This is a genomic window from Agromyces rhizosphaerae (assembly GCF_027925245.1).
GTDB classification, from domain to species: Bacteria; Actinomycetota; Actinomycetes; order Actinomycetales; family Microbacteriaceae; genus Agromyces; species Agromyces rhizosphaerae.
In genome coordinates this window covers 381515-403067 of sequence record NZ_BSDP01000001.1, presented here as the reverse complement: position 1 = coordinate 403067, position 21553 = coordinate 381515, and the positions used below count along the sequence as shown (strand labels likewise).

Below are 21553 nucleotides of genomic sequence, written 5' to 3'. Positions count from 1 at the left end.
ATCGCACCGAGACCCTGCCGCCGACGGCGGCCCCGTCAATAGGATCGGAACATGAAGCTCGAACTCCGAGGCATCACCAAGCGCTTCGGCTCGCTCGTCGCCAACGATCACATCTCGCTCACCGTCGAGCCGGGAGAGATCCACTGCCTCCTGGGCGAGAACGGCGCCGGCAAGTCCACGCTCATGAACGTGCTCTACGGGCTCTACCGCGCCGACGAGGGCGAGATCCTCCTCGACGACGCGGTGCAGCACTTCGAGGGCCCGGGCGACGCGATGGCGGCCGGCATCGGCATGGTGCACCAGCACTTCATGCTCATCCCGGTGTTCACGGTGGCCGAGAACGTGATGCTCGGCCACGAGGAGACGGGCTTCGCCGGGCAGCTCGACCTGCCGGCGGCCCGCGCGAAGGTCCGCGAGATCTCCGACCGGTTCGGCTTCCACGTCGACCCCGACGCGCTCGTCGAGGACCTCCCGGTGGGCGTGCAGCAGCGCGTCGAGATCATCAAGGCACTCTCGCGGGACGCCAGGGTGCTCGTGTTCGACGAGCCGACCGCGGTGCTCACCCCCCAGGAGACCGACGAGCTCATGGGCATCATGCGCCAGCTCAAGGAGAGCGGCGCCTCGATCGTCTTCATCACCCACAAGCTGCGCGAGGTGCGCGAGGTCGCCGACCGCATCACCGTCATCCGGCTCGGCAAGGTCGTCGGCGAGGCCGAGCCCACCGCCTCGAACGCCGAGCTCGCCTCCCTGATGGTCGGTCGCGCGGTCGAGCTCACCGTGCAGAAGGACCCGCCGGACCTCGGCGACGAGGCGCTCGTCGTGAAGGACCTCACGGTCAGCGACCCGTCGGGACTCGTGATCGTCGACGACGTCTCGTTCCACGTCTGCGCTGGCGAGATCCTCGCGGTGGCGGGCGTGCAGGGCAACGGCCAGACCGAGCTCGCCGAGGCGATCCTCGGCCTGCAGGACCACGTGACCGGTTCGATCATGCTCGACGGCAAGGAGCTGGTCGACGCCTCGGTGCGCGACACGCTCGACGCGGGCATCGGGTTCGTACCGGAGGACCGGAAGGTCGACGGGCTCGTCGGCGAGTTCACGATCGCCGAGAACCTCATGCTCGACCGCAGCTTCGGCGAGCCGTTCGTGAAGGCGGGTACGCTGCAGCTGAAGTTCCGCGACGACTTCGCGCAGGAGAAGCTCGAGGAGTTCGACGTGCGTGCTCCTGGCATCCAGACCCCGGTGGGCCGGCTCTCCGGCGGCAACCAGCAGAAGGTCGTCGTCGCACGCGAGCTCTCGCGCGACCTGCGCCTGTTCGTGGCCGCCCAGCCGACCCGCGGCGTCGACGTCGGGTCGATCGAGTTCATCCACAAGCGCATCGTGGAGACCCGTGACGCGGGCGTGCCCGTGGTGCTCGTCTCCACGGAACTCGACGAGATCGAGGCCCTCGCCGACCGCGTCCTCGTCATGTACCGCGGCAAGGTCGTCGGGATCGTGCCCGCCGACACGCCACGCGACGTCCTCGGCCTGATGATGGCCGGCGAACGCCCCGAAGGAGCAGCCGCATGAGCACGGCCAAGAGCCCGGAGACCGAACTCCCGCAGCCGTCGGCCGACGACCCGCACGCGCCCGCGGGGATGGACCGCTGGCAGAGCGCGTGGCGCAACGTCGTCACCGGCAACGCGCTCATCTCCGTGCTCTCGGTGCTGCTCGCGATCATCGCCGGCTCGATCATGATCGCGTTCACCGACGAGCAGGTGCAGGAGGCCGCGGGGTACTTCTTCTCGCGCCCGTCCGACACGTTCCAGGCGATCTGGGAAGCCGTGTGGGGCGCGTACACCGCGCTCTTCCAGGGCGCGGTCTACAACTTCCGCGCGGACAGCTTCGCCGCCGGCATCCGTCCGCTCACCGAGTCGCTGAACTTCGCCACGCCGCTCATCGTCGCGGGCCTCGGCGTCGGGCTCGCGTTCCGCGCGGGCATGTTCAACATCGGCGGGCAGGGGCAGATGCTCATGGCCGCCGCGGCCGCGGGGTGGGTGGGCTTCAGCCTCGACTCGCCGTGGCCGATCCAGATGATCATCGCGGTGCTCGCGGGCCTCGCGGCCGGCGCCGTGTGGGGCGGCATCGTCGGCGTGCTGAAGGCCAAGACGGGCGCGCACGAGGTGATCGTCACGATCATGCTCAACTACGTCGCGTTCTACCTGCTGTCGTACATGCTGTCGACGCAGGGGCTGCTGCAGGCGCCGGGCTCGAACAACCCGAAGACCCCGCCGATGGACCCCGGCGCGATCTTCCCCGAGATCCTCGGGCCGCGGTTCAACCTCCACCTCGGCTTCATCCTGTCGCTCGCCGCCGTCGCGTTCGTCTGGTGGCTGCTGAACCGCTCGAGCATGGGCTTCCGGTTCCGCGCGGTCGGTGAGAACCCCGCCGCGGCGAAGGTCGCCGGCATCAACGTGGGCGCCGTCTACATCACGGTCATGGCCATCGCCGGAGCCCTCGTCGGACTCGCGGGCGTCGACCAGGTGCTCGGCACCACCACGAGCGGCTTCAGCGTCGGCATCGACGCGGGCATCGGCTTCGACGCGATCACCGTCGCGCTGCTCGGCCGCTCCACGCCGCTCGGCATCCTCGCCGCCGGCATCCTCTTCGGCGCGTTCAAGGCCGGCGGATTCGCCATGCAGGCCTCCGAGGGCGTGCCGATCGAGATCGTGCTCGTGGTGCAGTCGCTCATCGTGCTCTTCATCGCCGCGCCGCCGCTCGTGCGTGCGATCTTCCGCCTGCCGCAGCCGGGTCAGCCGACCCGCAGGGAGCGCAAGGCCAAGCGCGCCGCCGCGGCAGCCGCCGATACCGGTTCGACGACGAAGGGGGTGGACCAGTGACCGCCACCGCACCCGCACCCGCCGCGGCGACGCCCGACGAGCAGCACCGCGTCACCGTCGTCAGCTGGAAGGTGCCGATCACGTTCGGCATCTTCACGGTGCTGCTCGCGATCCTCTACGCGCTCACCCCGCACGAGGGCGACACCACGTTCCGCCTCGCCGTCGGCTCCGACTTCTTCTCACTGCCCGACCTCGTCGTGCCCTCATCGGCCACCGCGTGGGTCACCATCGTGATCATGGCGCTCGCGACCGGTGCCAGCGCGTGGATGTCCCGGCAGCGACGGAAGACCCCGCTCTGGCTCGTCATCGTCTACACGGTCGCGGTGCTCGTCGGATTCCTCGCCTGGGCCGCCGCGGGCGGCACGGTCCCGATGGTCGGCCTGCTCGCCGGATCCCTCGGGCTCGCCGTCCCGATCATCTTCGGCGCACTCGGCGGCGTGATCGGCGAGCGCGTCGGCGTCGTCAACATCGCCATCGAGGGCCAGCTGCTCGCGGGCGCGTTCTCCGCCGCCGTCGTGGGCTCGATCACGGGCGTGCCGATCGCGGGGCTCATCGCCGCCATGGTCGCGGGCATGCTCGTCGCGCTCGTGCTGAGCGTCTTCGCCATCACGTACTACGTCAACCAGGTCATCGTCGGCGTGGTGCTCAACGTGCTGGTCATCGGCGTGACGAGCTTCATGTTCTCGCAGGTGCTGGTGCCGAACTCCGCGCTGCTCAACTCGCCGACCCGGTTCCAGACGCTGCCGATCCCGATCCTCGGCGAGATCCCGCTGATCGGTCCGATCCTCTTCCGCCAGACGCTGGTCGTGTACATCATGTACATCGCCGTGTTCCTGGTCTGGTGGGGCATGTTCCGCACCAAGTGGGGCCTGCGCCTCCGCGCGGTCGGCGAGCACCCGCAGGCGGCCGACACGGTGGGCATCAAGGTCGCAGCGACCCGGTACTGGAACATGCTGCTCGCGGGCGCGATCGCCGGCATCGGCGGCAGCTTCTTCACCCTGGTCTCGGTGCCCGCGTTCAACCGCGAGATGACGGCGGGTGCGGGCTTCATCGCCCTCGCCGCGGTCATCTTCGGAAAGTGGGACCCGATCCGGGCGACCCTCGCGGCGCTGCTGTTCGGGTTCGCGTCGAACCTGCAGGGCATCCTCGGCGTGATCGGCTCGCCCGTGCCCAGCCAGTTCATGCTGATGCTGCCGTACCTCGTCACGATCTTCGCGGTCGCCGGCCTGGTCGGCCGCTCGCGCCCGCCCGCCGCCTCCGGCATCCCGTACGAGAAACAGTGACGCCATGACGCTCCCCGATGCCTCTGCCGTCGACTGGGCGGCGCTCCGGCAGGCCGCATCCGCCGCCATGGCGAAGGCCTACGTGCCGTACTCGCGGTTCCCGGTGGGCGCGGCCGCGATCGCCGAGGACGGCCGCGTCGTGAGCGGATGCAACATCGAGAACGCCTCCTACGGCGTGACGCTCTGCGCCGAGTGCTCGCTCGTCTCGGAGCTCGTCATGACCGGCGGCGGCCGCCTCACCGCGTTCGCCTGCGTCGACGGCAACGGCGACGTGCTCATGCCGTGCGGCCGATGCCGGCAGCTGCTCTACGAGCACTCGGTCGAGGGGATGCTCCTCGACACCGTCTCCGGCATCCGCACGATCGACGAGGTGCTGCCCGACGCGTTCGGCCCCAGGCAGCTCGACGAGTACCGCTCGGGCGGCGAGGCGTAGCCCCCGCAACCGACACACCGGCGTCGCACGACGCCCGCACCACACGAAGGAGCACCACCGTGGCATCCGTCGAGGCGTTCGACGCCGTCGATCTCATCCGCACCAAGCGCGACGGCGGCGAGCTGTCGGGCGACCAGGTCGCCTGGCTCGTCGACGCGTACACGCGCGGCTACGTCGCCGACGAGCAGATGTCGGCCATGACCATGGCGATCTTCCTCAACGGCATGTCGCGCACCGAGATCCGCGACCTCACGATGGCGATGATCGCCTCGGGGGAGCGCATGGACTTCTCCGGGCTCGGCAAGCCCACCACCGACAAGCACTCCACCGGCGGCGTCGGGGACAAGATCACGCTGCCGCTCATGCCGCTCGTCGCGACCTTCGGGGTGGCGGTGCCGCAGCTCTCCGGCCGCGGGCTCGGCCACACGGGCGGCACGCTCGACAAGCTCGAGTCGATCCCCGGCTGGCGGGCGACGCTGTCGAACGACGAGATCATGGCGCAGCTGCGCGACGAGGGCGGCGTCATCTGCGCGGCCGGCTCCGGACTCGCGCCGGCGGACCGCAAGCTCTACGCACTGCGCGACATCACGGGCACGGTCGAGGCGATCCCGCTGATCGCGTCGTCGATCATGTCGAAGAAGATCGCCGAGGGCACGGGGGCGCTCGTGCTCGACGTGAAGTACGGCTCGGGCGCCTTCATGCGCGAGACCGAGCGTGCGCGGGAGCTCGCGCAGACCATGGTCGAGCTGGGGGCGGATGCGGGGGTCGCGACCTCCGCGCTGCTGACGAACATGCACGTGCCGCTCGGTCGCACCATCGGCAACGCCAACGAGGTGCGCGAGTCGGTCGAGGTGCTGGCCGGCGGCGGCCCCGCCGACGTGCGCGAGCTCACGGTCGCGCTCGCCCGCGAGATGCTCGCGCTGGCGGGCCGGGACGACGCCGACGTCGAGGCGGCGCTCGACGACGGCCGTGCGATGGACACCTGGCGACGGGTGATCCGCGCGCAGGGCGGCGACCCCGACGCCGCGCTCCCCGAGGCGCGCGAGCAGCACGTCGTCACGGCCGACCGCGACGGCGTGCTCGTCGAGCAGCAGGCGCTGCCGTTCGGCATCGCGGCGTGGCGCCTCGGCGCGGGCCGTGCCCGCAAGGAGGACCCCGTGCAGCACGCCGCCGGCATCGAGCTGCACGCGAAGCCCGGCGACGCCGTGCGCGCGGGTCAGCCGCTGTTCACGCTGTCCGCCGACGAGCCGGCGCGGTTCGCCCGTGCGCTCGACGCGGTCGAGGGCGCGTGGCGCATCGGGGACCCCGGCGAGCCCGTGGACGACGGCGGCCCGCTCGTGCTCGAGCGCATCACGGCCTGAGCCGACGCGCCCGGGCGGACGCGCCCGCTGCGAGATTGCCGAGACTTCCCGCGGTACCCGCCGGTACATTGGGACCGTGAACACGACATCGCCGGAGTACCGCCTCGAAGGCGGCGGCGTCGACATCCGGACGCTCCCGAAGGTCTCGCTGCACGACCACCTGGACGGCGGTCTCCGCCCCCAGACCATCATCGAGCTCGCCGACGACATCGAGCTCGACCTGCCGACCACCGACGCCGGCGAGCTCGGCGAGTGGTTCGCCGCGCAGGCGAACTCGGGCTCGCTGGTCGAGTACCTGAAGACGTTCGACGTCACGACCGCGGTCATGCAGACGCGCGAGGGGCTCACCAGGGTCGCGCGCGAGTTCGTGCAGGACCTCGCCGCCGACGGCGTCGTGCACGGCGAGATCCGCTGGGCGCCCGAGCAGCACCTCGCTCGGGGCCTCAGCCTCGACGACGCGGTCGAGGCCGTCCAGGAGGGCATCGAGGAGGGCATCGACGAGGTCGCGCGCGGCGGCGCCGAGATCAGCATCGGCCAGCTCGTCACGGCCATGCGCCACGCCGACCGCGCCCTCGAGATCGCGGAGCTCGCCGTGCGGCACCGCGACCGCGGCGCCATCGGCTTCGACATCGCCGGCGCCGAGGCCGGATTCCCCGCGGGCCGCCACCGCACCGCCTTCGACTACCTCGCGGGCCAGTTCTTCCCGGTCACGGTGCACGCGGGCGAGGCCGACGGCCTCGAGTCGATCCGCGGCGCGCTCGTCGACGGGCGCGCGCTCCGGCTGGGCCACGGCGTGCGACTCGCCGAGGACATCACGATCGAGCGCCAGGACGACGAGAACACCTACGTCTCGCTCGGCCGGATCGCGCAGTGGGTGCGCGACCGGGAGATCGCCCTGGAGACCAGCCCGTCGTCGAACCTCCAGACCGGTGCGATCGCGGCGTGGGGCGAGGAACTCGTCGACCACCCGTTCGACCTGCTCTACCAGCTCGGGTTCAAGGTCACGGTGAACACCGACAACCGGCTCATGAGCGCGACCACGCTGACCCGCGAGCTCTCGCTGCTCGCCGACGCGTTCGGCTACGAGCTCGGCGACCTCGAGGCGTTCCAGCTCAACGCGGCCGCCGCCGCGTTCCTGCCGCTCGACGAGCGCGAGGCGCTCGCCGAGCGCATCGTCACCGGCTTCGCGGGCTGAGTTGCGCGCGCCCGACCGAACCAGGAAGACCCGGATGCCCCTCCCGCCACTGCCCGACAGCGCGATCGCCATCGCGGTCGACGCCGACGACTGGCGCGCCGCCGTCCGCGCAGCGGGCTCGGCGCTCGCGGCCTCCGGCGCGACGACCGCGGCCTACTCCGACCGCATGATCGACGTGATCGAGGAGTTCGGCGCCTACGTCGTCGTGGCTCCCGGTCTCGCGCTCGCGCACGCACGACCCGGGCCCGAGGTGCACGCCGAGGGCATCAGCGTCGTCACGCTGGCGCACCCGGTCGCGTTCGGACACGCGCACAACGACCCGGTGCAGGTCGTGGTGGGGCTCGCAGTGCGCAACGCCGAGGCGCACGTCGCCTCCGTCGCCGAGCTCGCGAACGTGTTCAACGACGAGGGCGTCGTCGCATCGATCGCGCGCGCCTCCGCCCCGGGCGAGATCCGCGCGCTCCTCGGCGCGCCCGACGGCCCGGTGCACGGGGGCGCGGAGGCGTGAGGATCGTCACCGTCTGCGGCGTCGGCATCGGCACCTCGGCCATCCTGAAGACCAACGCCGAGCGTGCCCTCGACCGGCTCATGCTGGAGGCCGACGTCACCGCGAGCGACGTGGACGGCGTGGCCGTCGCCGCGCGCGACGCGCAGGTGATCCTGACCTCGCCCGAACTCGTCGACCGGGTGCGTGCCGCGGTCGCGGGCAGCCACGCCGAGATCGTCGTCGTGCAGAACTACTTCGACGTCGACGAGATCGCGTCGGTGCTCGAGTCGTCCATCGGCTGACCCTGCGCGCGGCGCGCGCGGCGCGCCCAGGCGAGCACCGCGAGCGCGGCGAACGGCGTCGCGAAGGGCAGCGCCGGTGCGAGGAGCGCGCCGAAGGCGGCGACCGCGAGGCCCGAGACGGCGCCGACCGTGAGGCGCGCGACCCCGTCGACGGGCACGAGCGTCCAGGCGAGGCATCCGGTCGCGAGACCGAGGGCGACCATACCGGGCAGCACGTCGAGGGGTGTCCCCGGGCGTGCGACCGGCCCCGCGACCAGCAGGTGCACCGCGGGGGTCAGCTCGACGAACGCGAGCGCGGCGAGCGGGAGCACGGCGCTGCGCACCGGGGTCGCCGAGCGGCGCACCCCGACGATCAGCACCGCCACGATGATGGGCACGGCTGCCATGCCCGCGACGGCGAGCCCGGCCGCGAGCGCGCCGGTGCCGTCGAGCCCGCCGGGCACCATGGTGCCCGCCATGGCGAGGAGGATGCCGGCGGCGCCGCCGACGAGCCCGGTCCAGGCGAGCAGCGCCACGGGGAGCCAGGCGCGCTCCGGGATCGCGCCGGGTGCGGGGCGCACGCGGTGCTCGGCGTTCCGCAGGGTCTCGACCAGCAGGATCGCGGCGGGAGGGATGAGTGAGAAGGCGGGGTTCGCGCCCGCGAGCCCGGCGAGCGGCGCGAGCACGATGCCCACGAGTGCGGCGATGCCGAGCCGGGGGCCGGTCCGCGGCATCCGCTCACGCCCCACGGCGTCGAGCAGCATCCCGATCGCGAGTGCGCCCAGCAGCCACCCGATGACCACGAGCGGCACGATGATGCGGGTGAGCGGCGGGTCGGGCAGGTCCTCGTCGAGGGCGGCGACGCCCTGCGTGAAGCCGAGCGTCGCGAGGGTGGCGCAGGCGTAGCCGGCGGAACCGACGACCGCCACCCCGAGCGCGCGGATGCGGCCGAGCATCCCGCCCGCCGCCACCGCGGCGACGAACGCGCAGACCGTGAGCGTCGGCACGACCCACCAGAACAGCACGGTGAGCGTGGCGGCGAGCGCCTCGGGCAGCGACGGCACGAACGCCTGCACGACCCAGCCCGCGCTCGCGAGGGCGAGCGCGACCGCCGCCAGGGCGGCGGGGAGGCGGCTGGCCGGGGGCATCCGCTCGCCCCTCAGCCGATCAGGGCGCGCATGCCGGCGTCCAGCGCGGCGACCCGTGCGGCCGCGGTCGCACGGCGCTCGGCGGCGTCGCCCGACTCGGACGAGGCGTCGAGGTACGCCTTCAGCTTGGGCTCGGTGCCGCTCGGGCGCACCATCACGCGCGAGCCGTCCTCGAGGACGATGCGCAGCACGTCGCTCGGCGGGAGGTCGCCGACGCCGTCGGTGAAGTCGTCGATCCGCTCGACCCGCACGTCGCCGATGTGCGACGGCGGCTCGGCGCGCAGGCGCGACATGATCTCGCCGATGCGCGAGAGGTCGGTGAACCGCAGCGACACCTGGCCCGAGGCGAAGCCGCCGAAGCGCTCGGCGAGGTCGTCGATCCGGTCGGCGACCGTGCGCCCCTCCGCCGCGAGCTCGGCGGCGATCGACAGGAACGCCACGGCCGCCGAGATGCCGTCCTTGTCGCGCACCGTGCCCGGGTTCACGAGGTAGCCGAGCGCCTCCTCGTAGCCGAACACGAGGTCGGGCGCGCGGGAGATCCACTTGAAGCCCGTGAGCGTCTCGCGGAACTCGAGCCCGTACGCCTCGGCGATGACGCCGAGCGCGGGGGAGGAGACGATCGAGCAGGCCAGCGTGCCGTCGGCGGCGCGGTCGCCCGGGGCATCCGCCGCTGCCAGCTCGGCCTGGCGCCAGCCCAGCAGCTGCCCGATCTCGTTGCCGGTCAGCAGGCGGTAGCCGGCCTCCGTGGAGCCGTCGGGGATCGCGACCGCCAGGCGGTCGGCGTCGGGGTCGTTCGCGATGACCAGGTCCGCGCCGACCTCGCGGCCCCTGGCGAGCGCGAGGTCCATCGCGCCGGGTTCCTCGGGGTTCGGGAAGGCCACGGTCGGGAACGCGGGGTCGGGGTCGATCTGCTCGTCGACCACCGCGGGCTCGGCGAACCCGGCCTCGGCGAGCACGCGGCGCACGACCTCCCAGCCGACGCCGTGCATCGCGGTATACACCGCGACCGGCTGCGCGCGCGGCGGCACCGCGACGGCCGCGGTCGCCGACACGTACGCGTCGACGAGCGACTCGTCCGCGGTCTCGAACTCGCCCCGTGGCAGCAGCGGCACCTGTGCCCCCGCGGCGACCTGCAGGATGTGGTCGGCGATCTCGCGGTCGGTCGGCGAGACGATCTGCGAGCCGTGGTCGTCGCCGCCGAGGTAGACCTTGTATCCGTTGTCGTTCGGCGGGTTGTGCGAGGCGGTGACCATCACGCCCGCGCTCGTGCCGAGGTGCCGCACGGCGAACGCGAGCACCGGCGTCGGCAGCAGCCGGGGCAGCAGGATCGCGCGCACGCCGGCGCCGGCGAGGATCGCGGCCGAGTCCTCGGCGAACACGCGCGAGTTGCGCCGGCCGTCGAAGCCGATCACGACCGACGGCGTCTCGCCCTCGGCGGCGCGCTCGGTGAGGAAGGCCGCCAGGCCCGCGGCCGCCTGCGACACGAGCACGCGGTTCATGCGGTTGGGGCCTGCCGCGATCTCGCCGCGGAGCCCCGCGGTGCCGAAGTCGAGCCGGGAGTCGAAACGGTCGTGCAGCTCGCGCTCGGCGTCGGCGTCGCCCTCGCGCGCGCCGGCGAGCAGCGCCTCGAGCTCGGCGCGGGTCTCGGGGTCGGGGTCCTGGTCGAGCCAGGCCTCGGCGCGGGCGATGAGTCCCTCTGCGATGTCGGCCATGGTCACAGCTCCGCGACGATGCGGGCCAGGAGCGACGAGATGACCGGCTCGGCCTCGCGGCCGGCGTCGATCACCTCCTGGTGGCTGAGCGGCGTGGCCTGGATGCCCGCCGCGAGGTTGGTGATGAGCGTCATGCCGAGGATCTCCATGCCCGACTGACGGGCGGCGATCGCCTCGAGCGCGGTGGACATGCCCACGATGTCGCCACCGATCGTCTTCGCCATCTGCACCTCGGCCGGGGTCTCGTAGTGCGGCCCGCGGAACTGCGTGTAGACCCCCTCGTCGAGCCCGGGCTCGATGGCGTGCGCGATGTCGCGCAGGCGCTGCGCGTAGAGGTCGGTGAGGTCGACGAACGTGGCGCCCTCGAGCGGCGAGTCGGCCGTCAGGTTGATGTGGTCGCGGATCAGCACGGGCGTGCCGGGCGTCCAGTGCTCGCGGATGCCGCCCGCGCCGTTCGTGAGGATCATGACGGATGCCCCCGCGGCGGCCGCCGTGCGCACCGAGTGCACCACGCGTCGCACGCCGTGCCCCTCGTAGTAGTGGGTGCGCGCGCCGATCACGAGGGCGCGCTTGCCGCTCGGCAGCAGCACGGAGCGGAGCGTGCCGACGTGACCCTCGAGGGCCGGCTTGCCGAAGCCCGTGATCTCGGTCGCCGGGATCGTGTGCGTGGTCTCGCCGATGAGGTCCGCCGCCTTGCCCCAGCCGCTGCCGAGGGTCAGTGCGATGTCGTGCCGGTCGACCCCGGTGCGCTCGGCGAGCTCCGCTGCGGCGGTGCGGGCCACCTCGAACGGATCGGCGGACGGGTCGTCGAGCGGATTCGGTGCGTGCATGGTGCCATGCTACTGAGCACCCCCGTTCGGGTGTCGTCGATCTGCTCGCATGAGCAGGCGGGGCGACGGATGCCGCGCGGGCGACGCCGTGGCGCCCGAGCGCCCGCCTGGGGCATCCGCTCGTTTGCCCGCCTTTCCGCGGCTGCGACAGAATGGTCGGCATGGCCTACGAGTTCGAGCGCACCCAGCGGATCGCAGTGCTGGGCGGCGGGCCCGGCGGGTACGAGGCCGCGCTCGCGGCAGCACAGCTCGGGGCGGAGACCACGCTCGTCGAGCGCGTGGGCGTCGGCGGCTCGGCCGTGCTCACCGACGTCGTGCCGTCGAAGTCGCTCATCGCGACCGCCGAGGCGTCGAACGCGGTCAAGGAGGCCGCCGACCTCGGCGTGCAGTTCTACGCGCGCGGCGAGTCGGGCAAGCCGATCCGGCCCGAGGTCGCGATCAACCTGTCGGCCGTGAACAAGCGGCTGCTCGGGCTGGCGCGCCAGCAGTCGGAGGACATGCGCGCGAACCTGCTCGACGCGGGCGTGCGCATCGTGCAGGGCGAGGGCCGGCTCGACGGGCGGGACGCCGTGACCGTCTCGACCGCTCCCGGCGACGAGGGCACCGACTTCGACCGCATCGAGGCCGACACCATCGTCGTCTCGGTCGGCGCGAGCCCGCGCGTGCTGCCGTCGGCGGTACCGGACGGCGAGCGGATCCTCACCTGGACCCAGCTCTACCAGCTGCAGACCATCCCGAAGCACCTCATCGTCGTGGGTTCGGGCGTGACCGGCGCCGAGTTCGCCTCGGCGTACCGGGCGCTGGGCGCCGAGGTCACGCTCATCTCGAGCCGCGACCAGGTGCTGCCCGGCGAGGACGCCGACGCGGCCGCCGTCATCGAGAAGGTGTTCAAGCGCAACGGCATGCGCGTGCTGAACAAGTCGCGTGCCGAGTCGGTCGTACGGGACGGCGACGGCGTGGTCGCCACGCTGACCGACGGGCGCACCGTCGAGGGGTCGCACTGCCTCATGGCGGTCGGCTCGGTGCCGAACACGAAGGACATCGGCCTGGCCGAGGCCGGCGTGCAGCTGACCACGAGCGGGCACATCCGCGTCAACCGCGTCGCGCGCACGTCGATCCCGAACATCTACGCGGCCGGTGACTGCACGACCTTCCCCCCGCTGGCCTCGGTGGCCTCGATGCAGGGGCGCACCGCGATCTTCCACGCCATGGGCGACATCGTGAACCCGCCCGAGGAGCGCAACATCACCTCGAACATCTTCACGCAGCCCGAGATCGCGACCGTCGGCTGGAACCAGAAGCAGATCGACGACGGAATCGCCCAGGGCCTCATCTACAAGCTGCCGCTCGCGTCGAACCCGCGCGCGAAGATGATGGGCATCCGCGACGGCTTCGTGAAGCTGTTCGCGCGCACGGGCTCGGGCACCGTGATCGGCGGCGTCATCGTCGCGCCCAAGGCGTCCGAGCTCATCCTGCCGCTCACGATCGCGGTCGAGCACCGCCTCACGGTCGACGAGGTCGCAGAGGCGTTCCCCGTCTACCCCTCGCTGTCGGGCTCGCTCACCGACGCCGCGCGCGCCCTGCACATCGTGCAGTAGCCGCGCGCTCCGCCCGCAGGCGGGGCGGTTCCCCGTATGGAGCGGCGCTTTTCAGGAGCGCCTGGCAGGGCCATGGCGATACCTTGCGTGCCTCAGCGGGCCCGCGCAGATCCCTTGTCCAGTAGGTCGATCGTTGGCGATCGGCTGCGCCGGGCGCTGGCGACCTCCTGAAAAGTGCAGGGTCGAGGGGCGGATGCCGCGGAATGTATCCTCCACAGGATGCCTGTCGGCTCTGGTGGCGCGCGCAAGGGACGTCCGTGCCGATCGGAGTGGGGTGCAGCACGAACCTGTCGGCATGGAGCGGGTCGTGAGCACAGTGGACGGACTCGGTGGCATCGCCACGCGCCGGCAGCTGCTCGACGCGGGCCACTCGCCCGGGCTGCTCACCATGGCCGTGCGCGCCGGGGTCCTGCGGCGCGTCCGCCGGGGCCACTACGCGAGCACGTCGGCCGAGCGGGCGGCCGTCGTCGCCGTCCGCGTCGGCGGGCGGCTGGGTTGCGTCAGCGCGGCGGCGAGCCTCGGCATGTGGGCCGGGTCGGACGCCGCCGTGCACATCGCGCTCCCGGCCAACGCGGCTCGGCTGCGCACGCGGCATCCGCTGACCGACCGCAGTGATGCGCCGCTGCGACTCGCGGGTGAGGATGGAATCCACTCCGACCGGCACGAGGAGCTGCTGGTGCTGCATTGGTGCGAGGGCCCGGTGGCCGAGCGAGGGGAGGATGCAAGTTCGTGGCGTACCGACATCCGTTCCGCGCTCGACCAGGTGGCGACCTGTCAGCCGCGGGCAGACGTCCTTGCGACGTTCGAGTCGGCCGTCGCCGAGCGGCTGGTCGGGCTGGACGATGCTCGGGGCCTGCTCGCCGGACACGGCGGATGGCATCGGGAGCTGTCGGAGCTGCTGACCGATGCCGCCGGGTCAGGTGCGGAGTCGCACTTCGGCCTGATGCTCCGGGACGTCGGGCTCGAGTACCGGCAGCAGGTGCGGATCGACGGGGTCGGTCGCGTCGACTTCCTCGTCGCCCGCCTGCTCGTGGTCGAGGTCGACGGGCGCGCGTTCCACAGTTCGCTCGTTGCGTTCGAGGAGGATCGTCGTCGAGACGGGGAGTTGCTCGCTCGCGGCTATCCGACGCTCCGGGTGCCGGCCCGCGAGGTGCTCGCCGACCCGGACAGCGTCGTCCAGCGAGTCATCGGTGCCCTCGCGGCTGCGCGGTTGCGCCGATCCGCCCACTGACGCGCCCACCCCGCAGACGTCCGGTCCTTCGTCGCTTTTCAGGAGCAGCCGGGCGGCCGGCTCAACAATCCGCCGGAATCTGGCCCGAACACGCACGCCTCGTGCGCGCGAGCGGAGTCCGCGCATGTTGCCGCCGCCGCCCGCTCGGCAGCTCCTGAAAAGTGCCTCACCGTGCGTGGGCGGCCGGGCGGGCTCAGGCGTCGCCGATGGCGAGCAGCAGGTGGCCGCTCGAGACCGTCACGCCGACCTCGGCATTGACGACGCTGACCACGCCGTCCTTGTGCGCGGCGATCGGCTGCTCCATCTTCATGGCCTCGAGCACCAGGATGAGGTCGCCCTTCACGACGGCCTGTCCCGGCTCGACCGCGACCTTCACGACGGTCGCCTGCATCGGGGCCTTCACGGCGTCGCCGGTGCCGGTGTCGACCGCGTGGCCCGCGTTGCGGCGGCGCGGTGCGGGACCGGCCGTCGGCTGCAGCGACGTGGCGGCGAAGCGCTTCGGGATCGACACGGCGATGCGGCGCCCGTCGGCCTCGACCACGACCTCCTCGCGCGCGGCCGGGCCGGTGGGCTCGGCCAGCTCGCCCGACCAGGGCTCGAGGCGGTTGTCGTACTCGGTCTCGATCCAGCGCGTGAACACCGAGAACGGCTCGCCGTCGGCCGGCGCGAACGCCTCGTTCCGCACGATGTCGCGGTGGAAGGGGAGCACGGTCGGCAGGCCGGCGACCTCGAACTCGTCGAGCGCGCGCCGGGCCCGCTCGAGCGCGTGCTCGCGCGACGAGCCGGTCACGATGAGCTTCGCGAGCAGCGAGTCGAACGCGCCCGAGATCTCGTCGCCGGTGGTCACGCCCGAGTCGATGCGCACGCCGGGGCCGCCGGGGAAGCGCAGCTGGTGCACCGGGCCCGGGGCCGGCAGGAAGTTGCGGCCCGGGTCCTCGCCATTGATGCGGAACTCGAACGAGTGGCCATGCGCCACCGGGTCCTCGTAGTCGAGCGTGCCGCCTTCGGCGATGCGGAACTGCTCGCGCACGAGGTCGAGCCCGGTGACCTCCTCGGAGACCGGGTGCTCGACCTGCAGGCGCGTGTTCACCTCGAGGAACGACACGGTGCCGTCGGCGCCGATCAGGAACTCGCAGGTGCCGGCGCCGAGGTAGCCGACCTCGCGCAGGATCGCCTTGGAGGAGTCGTAGAGCTGCCGCGTCTGCTCGTCGGTGAGCCAGGGCGCGGGCGCCTCCTCGACGAGCTTCTGGTGGCGCCGCTGCAGCGAGCAGTCGCGGGTCGAGACGACGACCACGTTGCCCTCGGCGTCGGCGAGGCACTGGGTCTCGACGTGGCGCGGCTTGTCGAGGTACTTCTCGACGAAGCACTCGCCGCGGCCGAACGCCGCGACGGCCTCGCGGGTGGCCGAGTCGAAGAGCTCGGGCACCTCCTCGCGGGTGCGCGCGACCTTGAGGCCGCGGCCGCCGCCGCCGAACGCGGCCTTGATCGCGACGGGCAGGCCGTGCTGGTCGACGAAGTCGAGCACCTCCGCGGCGTCGGCCACGGGGTTCAGGGTGCCCGGCGCGAGCGGCGCGCCGACCCTCTCGGCGATGTGCCGGGCCGACACCTTGTCGCCGAGCTGCTCGATGGCCTCGGGCGACGGGCCGATCCAGGTGAGGCCCGCGGCGATGACCGCGCGGGCGAAGTCGGAGTTCTCGGCGAGGAAGCCGTAGCCGGGGTGCACCGCGTCGGCACCCGAGCGGCGCGCGACCGACAGCAGCTTGTCGATCACGAGGTAGGTCTCGGCGCTGGTGCTGCCCTCGAGGGCGTACGCCTCGTCGGCGAGCTTGACGTGCCGCGCGTCGCGGTCCTGGTCGGCGTAGACCGCGACGGAGGCGATCCCCGAGTCGCGGGCGGCACGGATGACACGGACGGCGATCTCGCCCCGGTTGGCGATGAGGACCTTGGTGATGCGCGGCATGATTCCCCAGCCTATTGGCGCGCGCCGCCGCATCTTTGGTGACGGCGCACAAGAAACCCGGCGAAGCGTGGGCGGCGAGCCACAACCGCCGCTGGGCGCGGCTCAGGGCCGAGCGGATGCCGCGTGCGGCATGCGCGCGCTCGTCAGCCCCGGTTCCAGAGCGAGGTCCACTCCACGCCCAGCTCGCGCACGAGCTCGCGCAGCGTCGACAGCGAGAGCCCGACGACCGTGCTCGGGTCGCCGTCGACACGCGTGATGAACGGCCCGCCGAGGGAGTCGACCGTGAACGCGCCCGCGACGGCGAGCGGCTCGCCGGTGGCCACGTAGGCGTCGATCTCGTCGTCGGTGACGTCGGCGAAGGTGACGGATGCCACGTCGGGGCGCCCGGCCGCGGCGCGCGCCGCGCCGCCCCGGTGGTCGATGAGCCAGTGCCCGGACCACAGGTCGCCGGTGCCGCCGCGCTGCGCGCGCCAGCGCGCGGACGCGACCTCGGGGCGGTGCGGCTTGCCGTGGATCACGCCGTCGACCAGGAACGCCGAGTCGCCGCCGAGGATGAGCCCGTCGATCGGCGCGCCGTCCGGGCCCGCGGCATCCGTGCCGACCAGCGCCTCGGCCTTCGCGCGCGCGAGCAGCTGCACCATGCGGTCGACCGGCAGCGGGCCCTCCGCGGCCTCGGTGCGCGCGACGAGCGCCTCCTCGTCGACGCCGGGCGGGATCGCGACCGGCTCGATGCCGGCCTGGCGCAGCAGCTGCAGTCGCGCGGGCGAGGTCGAGGCGAGGTACAGGCGCATGGCACCATCCTGCACCGTCCGTGAGACGCTTGACGGATGGCACGCACCCTCGAGCTCGACGTCGGACCGGTCGCGCACGGCGGCGTCTTCGTCGCCCGGCACGAGGGCCGGGTGGTGTTCACCTCCGACGCGCTGCCGGGGGAGCGCGTGCGCGCCCGCGTGATCGACGACCGGCACGACCGGTACTGGCGCGCCGAGACGGTCGAGGTGCTCGAGGCGTCCGACGACCGCGTCGACCACGTCTGGAGCGCGGCGTCGCTCGAGCGCGACCCGGCCGAGCGCGCTGGCGGCGCCGAGTTCGGGCACATCCGCCTCGCACGCCAGCGCGAGCTGAAGGCGGACGTGCTGCGCGAGGCGTTCGAGCGGTTCGCGGGGCTCGAGGCGGACCCGGTCGTCGAGGCCGTGCCGCTCGGCGAGGACGCCCCGCCCGGGGCATCCGATGCCGGCTCCGCCTGGCGCACCCGCGTGCGCCTGCAGGTCGCTCCCGACGGCACCCTCGGCCCGTTCGCCGCGCGCTCGCACGATGTCGTGCCGGTCGCCGACCTGCCGCTCGCGGCGCCGGCCGTGGCCGCCGCGGCGCCGCTGGGCCAGCGCTTCCCCGGGGCCGCGCACGTCGACGTCGTCGCACCGGGCGAGGGCGGCGCCCGGGTGCTGGTGGCCGAGCGCGATCGCCGGGGCAAGCCCCGGAAGCCGCCCCGCGGCGAGATCGTCGAGGTCGTCGACGGGCGTGCGTTCACGCTCGAGCAGGGCGGCTTCTGGCAGGTGCACGTGAACGCCGCGCGCACGCTCTCCCGTGCGGTACAGGACGCGATCGACGGGTCGGCCTTCGACCCGAGGGCGGCGAACCTCGACCTGTACGGCGGGGTCGGCCTGCTGGCGGCCGCGGTCGGCGACCGGTTCGGTGAGACCGTGCGCATCACCACGGTCGAGGCCGACGAGCGAGCGACCGACCACGCGGCGGCGAACCTCGCCGACTGGGTGGGGGCTGCCGCGGTCACCGCCCGGGTGGACCGCTTCGTGCAGGGGCTGGTCGCCGACGCGTCGCGGGCCGAGCGCCAGGCACTCGCCGAGGCGACCGTCGTGCTCGACCCGCCGCGCTCGGGCGCGGGGCGCGCCGTGATCGCCGCGCTCGGCGAGCTGCGGCCCCGACAGCTCGTCTACGTGGCGTGCGATCCGGTCGCGCTGGCGCGCGACGTGGGGTACCTGCGCGAGGCCGGATACGGCCTCGAGGAGCTGCGCGCGTTCGATCTGTTCCCGAACACGCATCACGTGGAGGCGGTGGCCCGACTCGGCAGTATCGTTGCCTAGGTGCGACGCGAACGAGGGGTGGGCGTGGAGGCAGGCGAAGCGGGAACGGACGTGGCGGGACCGCCGCGCGTGGCGATCGTCGACGACCACGAGGCGGTGCGGCTCGGGCTGCGCGGGGCCTGCGCCGACGCGGGGTACGACGTGGTCGCGACCGCGGCGACGGTGCCCCAGCTCGTCGACCGGCTCGGCGGCGAGGCGTGCGACGTGGTCGTCCTCGACCTGTCGCTCGGCGACGGCACCGCGGTGACCGACAACGTGCTCGCCATCCGCGCGACCGGGGCCGCCGTGCTCGTGCACTCGATCGCCGACCGCGTCGCGAGCGTGCGCGAGTCGCTCGCGGCCGGGGCGGCGGGGGTCATCCCGAAGTCGTCGCCCATGGAGACCGTGATCAGGTCGATCGCCGTCGTCGCGCGCGGCGACGTGCTGAACAACCTCGAGTGGGCGAGCGCGATCGAGGCCGACTCCGAGTTCGCCAAGGCGCAGCTCGGCCGCCGCGAGCGCGACGTGCTGCACCTGTACGCCTCGGGCCTGCCGCTGAAGATGGTGGCGCTGCAGCTCGGCATCGCGCACTCCACGGCGCGTGAGTACCTCGACCGCATCCGCGCGAAGTACGTCGAGGTGGGGCGCCCGGCGCCGACCAAGGTCGACCTGCTGCGTCGCGCGGTGGAGGACGGCATCCTCCCCGGTCTCGATCCCGAGGGCGGAGATGGCCGCGGCTGAGTCGCCCCTCGCGCGACTCAGCCCGCGACAGCGCACGGCCGTCACCCGTGCGCAGATCGAGACCGTTTCCGCACGGGCGGTCGGCCTGTTCGGCCTGGTGTTCGCCGCGCAGACCGCCCCGATCGCGCTTGCGCAGAACCCGGCGCTGTACGTGGGCGCGGGCACGGTGCTCATGGCCGGGCTCTACGGCGGCATCGCCTCCCTCGCGATCGCGAGCATCACCAAGATCGCGATGCACCGGGTGAGCCTGCTGTTCGCGATCGCCTACGCGGCATCCGTGCTCGCCTGGCCCGCGCTCGTCGCCGATCCCGCCGCGCTCTCCGGCGAGGTCCCGTGGATCTACTACCTCTGCACCGTCGCGACGACCGCGGCGTGCATCGCGCTGCCGCTCTGGGGCGCGGTCGCGTACACCGTGCTGGTCCCGATCGCGTACGGCGTGGTGCGGCAGGGCCCGCCGGGCGGCGACGCCGGGGTGGTCATCGCCACGCTCGACGCGACCTACTCGATCATCCTCGGGCTCGTCGTGCTCATCATCATCACGATGCTCAGGCAGGCCTCGGGCTCGGTCGACTCGGCCCAGGAGGCGGCGCTGCGCCGCTACGACATCGCCGTGCGCCAGCACGCGAACGAGGTCGAGCGCGTGCGCATCGACGCCCTCGTGCACGACAGCGTGCTGACGACCATGCTGACCGCCGCTGCAGCCGAGGACGGCCAGGAGCGGGCACGTGCCGCGCGGATGGCGCGCGACGCGGTCGCGCGCCTCGCCGAGGCCGGCGCTCCCGGCGTGCCCAGCGCGGTCGAGCGCGTCGAGCTGACGGTGCTGGTGCGGCGCCTGCGCTCGGCGCTGTCGACCTTCGCGACCCCCTTCCAGATCCGGCAGGTGCACGCGAGCGGCGTGCACCTGCCGGTCGAGGCGGTCGAGGCGATCTACTCGGCGGCCGTGCAGGGCATGGTCAACAGCATCCAGCACGGCGACGGCGACGAGGAGCGGCCGATCCGCCGGTCGCTCCGGGTGCGCGGCGTCGGCCGCGACGGCGTCGTCGTCGAGATCGAGGACGACGGCGTGGGCTTCGAGCGCAGCCTCGTGCCGTCGGGCCGGCTCGGGATCCGCATGTCGATCGAGGAGCGCATGGCCAGCGCGGGCGGCTCCGCTCGCGTGGCGAGCTGGCCGGGCGAGGGCACGCGCGTGCTGATCTGCTGGCCCGCCGAGCTCGACGAGACGGAGACGGCGTCGTGATCGCCGTCCCGCGGTGGCTGCTGGTGGCCCTCGGCGCCCTGTTCTCGGCGTACCACGTCGTGCTCGGCATCACCTCGCTCGACGTGCCGGCGTCGCCGGTGCCCACGCTCGTCGCGCTCGCCCTGTACGCCTTCGCGACCACGATGAGCCTCTGGCCGGCCAAGGACATGCGGATGCCGCTGTGGATGGCCGTGTTCGACCTCGCGGTGGCGGTCGCGCTGCCGCTGCTCGTGACGAGCCAGCTCGACCCCGCGGAACCGAGCGGGTACGCCACCTGGTACGTCGCGGCCGTCGGCACGCTGATGACGATCGTTGCGGCACGGGCGCACCTCGTCGCCGCGTGGGCGGGGGTCGTCGTCCTCGCGGTGCAGACGGTGGTCTGGGCCGGGCCGATGGCGCTCGGCACGCTCGGCGTGATCGGGAGCATCGTCTGGGTCGCGATCACGCACATGCTCACCTCGGCGCTGGCGAAGGCCGCGCGCGACACCCGGGCGTTCGCCCGCGCCGAGCGCGAGGCCGCGGACTGGCAGGCGGCCCAGGACGCGCACCTGTTCGAGGGCCGGCTGCGCATCGCCCAGACGAGCAGGATCGCCGCGCCGATGCTGCGCCGCATCATCGAGCGCGGTGGTGACCTGAGCGACGCCCAGCGACGCGAGTGCCGGATGCTGGAGGCGGCGATCCGCGACGAGATCCGCGGCCGGATGCTGCTCGACGACGACGTGCGCGAGCGCGTCCGCGAGGCGCGGGAGCGCGGCGCGATCGTCTCCCTGCTCGACGAGGGCGGCATCGACGAGATGTCCGACGAGTCGCGCGCGTCGGTGCTCTCGCAGCTCGCCGACGCGATCGCGTCGAGCAGGGCGGATCGCATCGTCGCGCGCACGGCGGCGGCGGGCGGGCCGACCGCCGTGACCGTGGTCGGCCTGCTCGCCGCGTCGGGCGAGGCCGGCGACGAGGAGGACGACGACGAGGTCGAGTTCTGGCTGGAGATCCCGCGCGAGGCGCCCGTGCGCGCGAGCACGGCCGGCATCGCGACGCCCGGCGGCGATACGCCCGGGGCGTAGTCGCGGCGCGGCGCCGTGACCGCACGGGCCGTCCATGCCCT

19 protein-coding genes are annotated in these 21553 nt (G+C 73.1%); 14 read left to right on the top strand and 5 right to left on the bottom strand.

Annotated features, from left to right (window positions below; translation table 11 throughout):
* Positions 1-51 precede the first annotated feature (51 nt).
* The 8 genes from QMG39_RS01890 (at position 52) to QMG39_RS01855 (ending at position 7937) form a co-directional block, all read left to right on the top strand.
* Positions 52-1566 carry an ABC transporter ATP-binding protein gene (locus QMG39_RS01890; protein WP_281882133.1) on the top strand — a complete coding sequence of 505 codons (1515 nt, stop codon included), beginning with the start codon at positions 52-54 and terminating at the stop codon, positions 1564-1566.
* Positions 1563-2876, top strand: coding sequence for an ABC transporter permease (locus QMG39_RS01885; protein ID WP_281882132.1), 1314 nt, complete (start codon positions 1563-1565; stop codon positions 2874-2876). The genes QMG39_RS01890 and QMG39_RS01885 overlap by 4 nt, the downstream gene beginning before the upstream one ends.
* Positions 2873-4159, top strand: coding sequence for an ABC transporter permease (locus QMG39_RS01880; RefSeq protein ID WP_281882131.1), 1287 nt, complete (start codon positions 2873-2875; stop codon positions 4157-4159). The genes QMG39_RS01885 and QMG39_RS01880 overlap by 4 nt, the downstream gene beginning before the upstream one ends.
* A 4-nt stretch (positions 4160-4163) precedes the next feature.
* Positions 4164-4592: a cytidine deaminase gene (locus QMG39_RS01875; RefSeq protein WP_281882130.1), complete on the top strand. Its 429-nt coding sequence runs from the start codon at positions 4164-4166 to the stop codon at positions 4590-4592.
* A gap of 59 nt (positions 4593-4651) precedes the next feature.
* Positions 4652-5953 carry a thymidine phosphorylase gene (locus QMG39_RS01870; RefSeq protein WP_281882128.1) on the top strand — a complete coding sequence of 434 codons (1302 nt, stop codon included), beginning with the start codon at positions 4652-4654 and terminating at the stop codon, positions 5951-5953.
* 76 nt (positions 5954-6029) lie between these two features.
* The gene (locus tag QMG39_RS01865) at positions 6030-7148 is read left to right on the top strand and encodes an adenosine deaminase (RefSeq protein ID WP_281882127.1); all 1119 of its coding nucleotides are present in this window, start codon (positions 6030-6032) and stop codon (positions 7146-7148) included.
* A gap of 34 nt (positions 7149-7182) precedes the next feature.
* Positions 7183-7656: a PTS sugar transporter subunit IIA gene (locus QMG39_RS01860; RefSeq protein ID WP_281882126.1), complete on the top strand. Its 474-nt coding sequence runs from the start codon at positions 7183-7185 to the stop codon at positions 7654-7656.
* Positions 7653-7937 (top strand): PTS sugar transporter subunit IIB, encoded by a 285-nt coding sequence (locus QMG39_RS01855; protein WP_281882125.1) that lies wholly within the window; start codon positions 7653-7655, stop codon positions 7935-7937. Before QMG39_RS01860 ends, QMG39_RS01855 begins: the two co-directional genes overlap by 4 nt.
* Here the strand turns inward: QMG39_RS01855 and QMG39_RS01850 are convergent.
* The 3 genes from QMG39_RS01850 to QMG39_RS01840 are packed head-to-tail and all read right to left on the bottom strand — an operon-like array spanning position 7886 to position 11606.
* Positions 7886-9064 carry a hypothetical protein gene (locus QMG39_RS01850; protein WP_281882124.1) on the bottom strand — a complete coding sequence of 393 codons (1179 nt, stop codon included), beginning with the start codon at positions 9062-9064 and terminating at the stop codon, positions 7886-7888. The genes QMG39_RS01855 and QMG39_RS01850 overlap by 52 nt on opposite strands.
* Before the next feature lie 11 nt (positions 9065-9075).
* On the bottom strand, positions 9076-10776 hold the full coding sequence (locus tag QMG39_RS01845; RefSeq protein ID WP_281882123.1) for a phospho-sugar mutase: 1701 nt from the start codon (positions 10774-10776) through the stop codon (positions 9076-9078).
* A gap of 2 nt (positions 10777-10778) precedes the next feature.
* Entirely contained in the window at positions 10779-11606 is an 828-nt protein-coding gene (locus QMG39_RS01840; RefSeq protein ID WP_281882122.1) for a purine-nucleoside phosphorylase, read from the bottom strand.
* 161 nt (positions 11607-11767) lie between these two features.
* Between QMG39_RS01840 and QMG39_RS01835 the strand changes: the two genes are divergently transcribed.
* Positions 11768-13204 (top strand): NAD(P)H-quinone dehydrogenase, encoded by a 1437-nt coding sequence (locus QMG39_RS01835; protein ID WP_281882121.1) that lies wholly within the window; start codon positions 11768-11770, stop codon positions 13202-13204.
* A 307-nt stretch (positions 13205-13511) separates the two neighbouring features.
* Positions 13512-14435, top strand: coding sequence for a type IV toxin-antitoxin system AbiEi family antitoxin domain-containing protein (locus QMG39_RS01830; protein WP_281882120.1), 924 nt, complete (start codon positions 13512-13514; stop codon positions 14433-14435).
* 193 nt (positions 14436-14628) lie between these two features.
* Here QMG39_RS01830 and QMG39_RS01825 read toward each other — a convergent pair whose 3' ends face one another.
* Entirely contained in the window at positions 14629-16395 is a 1767-nt protein-coding gene (locus tag QMG39_RS01825) for an acetyl/propionyl/methylcrotonyl-CoA carboxylase subunit alpha (RefSeq protein WP_281882119.1), read from the bottom strand.
* Positions 16396-16538: 143 nt separating this feature from the next.
* A complete protein-coding gene (locus QMG39_RS01820; RefSeq protein WP_281882118.1) occupies positions 16539-17186 on the bottom strand; it encodes a Maf family protein in 648 nt (215 codons plus the stop codon).
* Positions 17187-17222: 36 nt separating this feature from the next.
* Between QMG39_RS01820 and QMG39_RS01815 the strand changes: the two genes are divergently transcribed.
* From QMG39_RS01815 to QMG39_RS01800, 4 genes are read left to right on the top strand one after another with little or no spacing between them, the layout of a single operon-like run.
* Entirely contained in the window at positions 17223-18494 is a 1272-nt protein-coding gene (locus QMG39_RS01815) for a class I SAM-dependent RNA methyltransferase (RefSeq protein WP_281882117.1), read from the top strand.
* Between the two features lie 24 nt (positions 18495-18518).
* Positions 18519-19214, top strand: a complete 696-nt coding sequence (locus tag QMG39_RS01810) for a response regulator transcription factor (RefSeq protein ID WP_281882116.1) — start codon at positions 18519-18521, stop codon at positions 19212-19214.
* The gene (locus tag QMG39_RS01805; RefSeq protein WP_281882115.1) at positions 19201-20451 is read left to right on the top strand and encodes a sensor histidine kinase; all 1251 of its coding nucleotides are present in this window, start codon (positions 19201-19203) and stop codon (positions 20449-20451) included. Before QMG39_RS01810 ends, QMG39_RS01805 begins: the two co-directional genes overlap by 14 nt.
* On the top strand, positions 20448-21512 hold the full coding sequence (locus QMG39_RS01800; RefSeq protein ID WP_281882114.1) for a DUF8320 family protein: 1065 nt from the start codon (positions 20448-20450) through the stop codon (positions 21510-21512). Before QMG39_RS01805 ends, QMG39_RS01800 begins: the two co-directional genes overlap by 4 nt.
* Positions 21513-21553 lie beyond the last annotated feature (41 nt).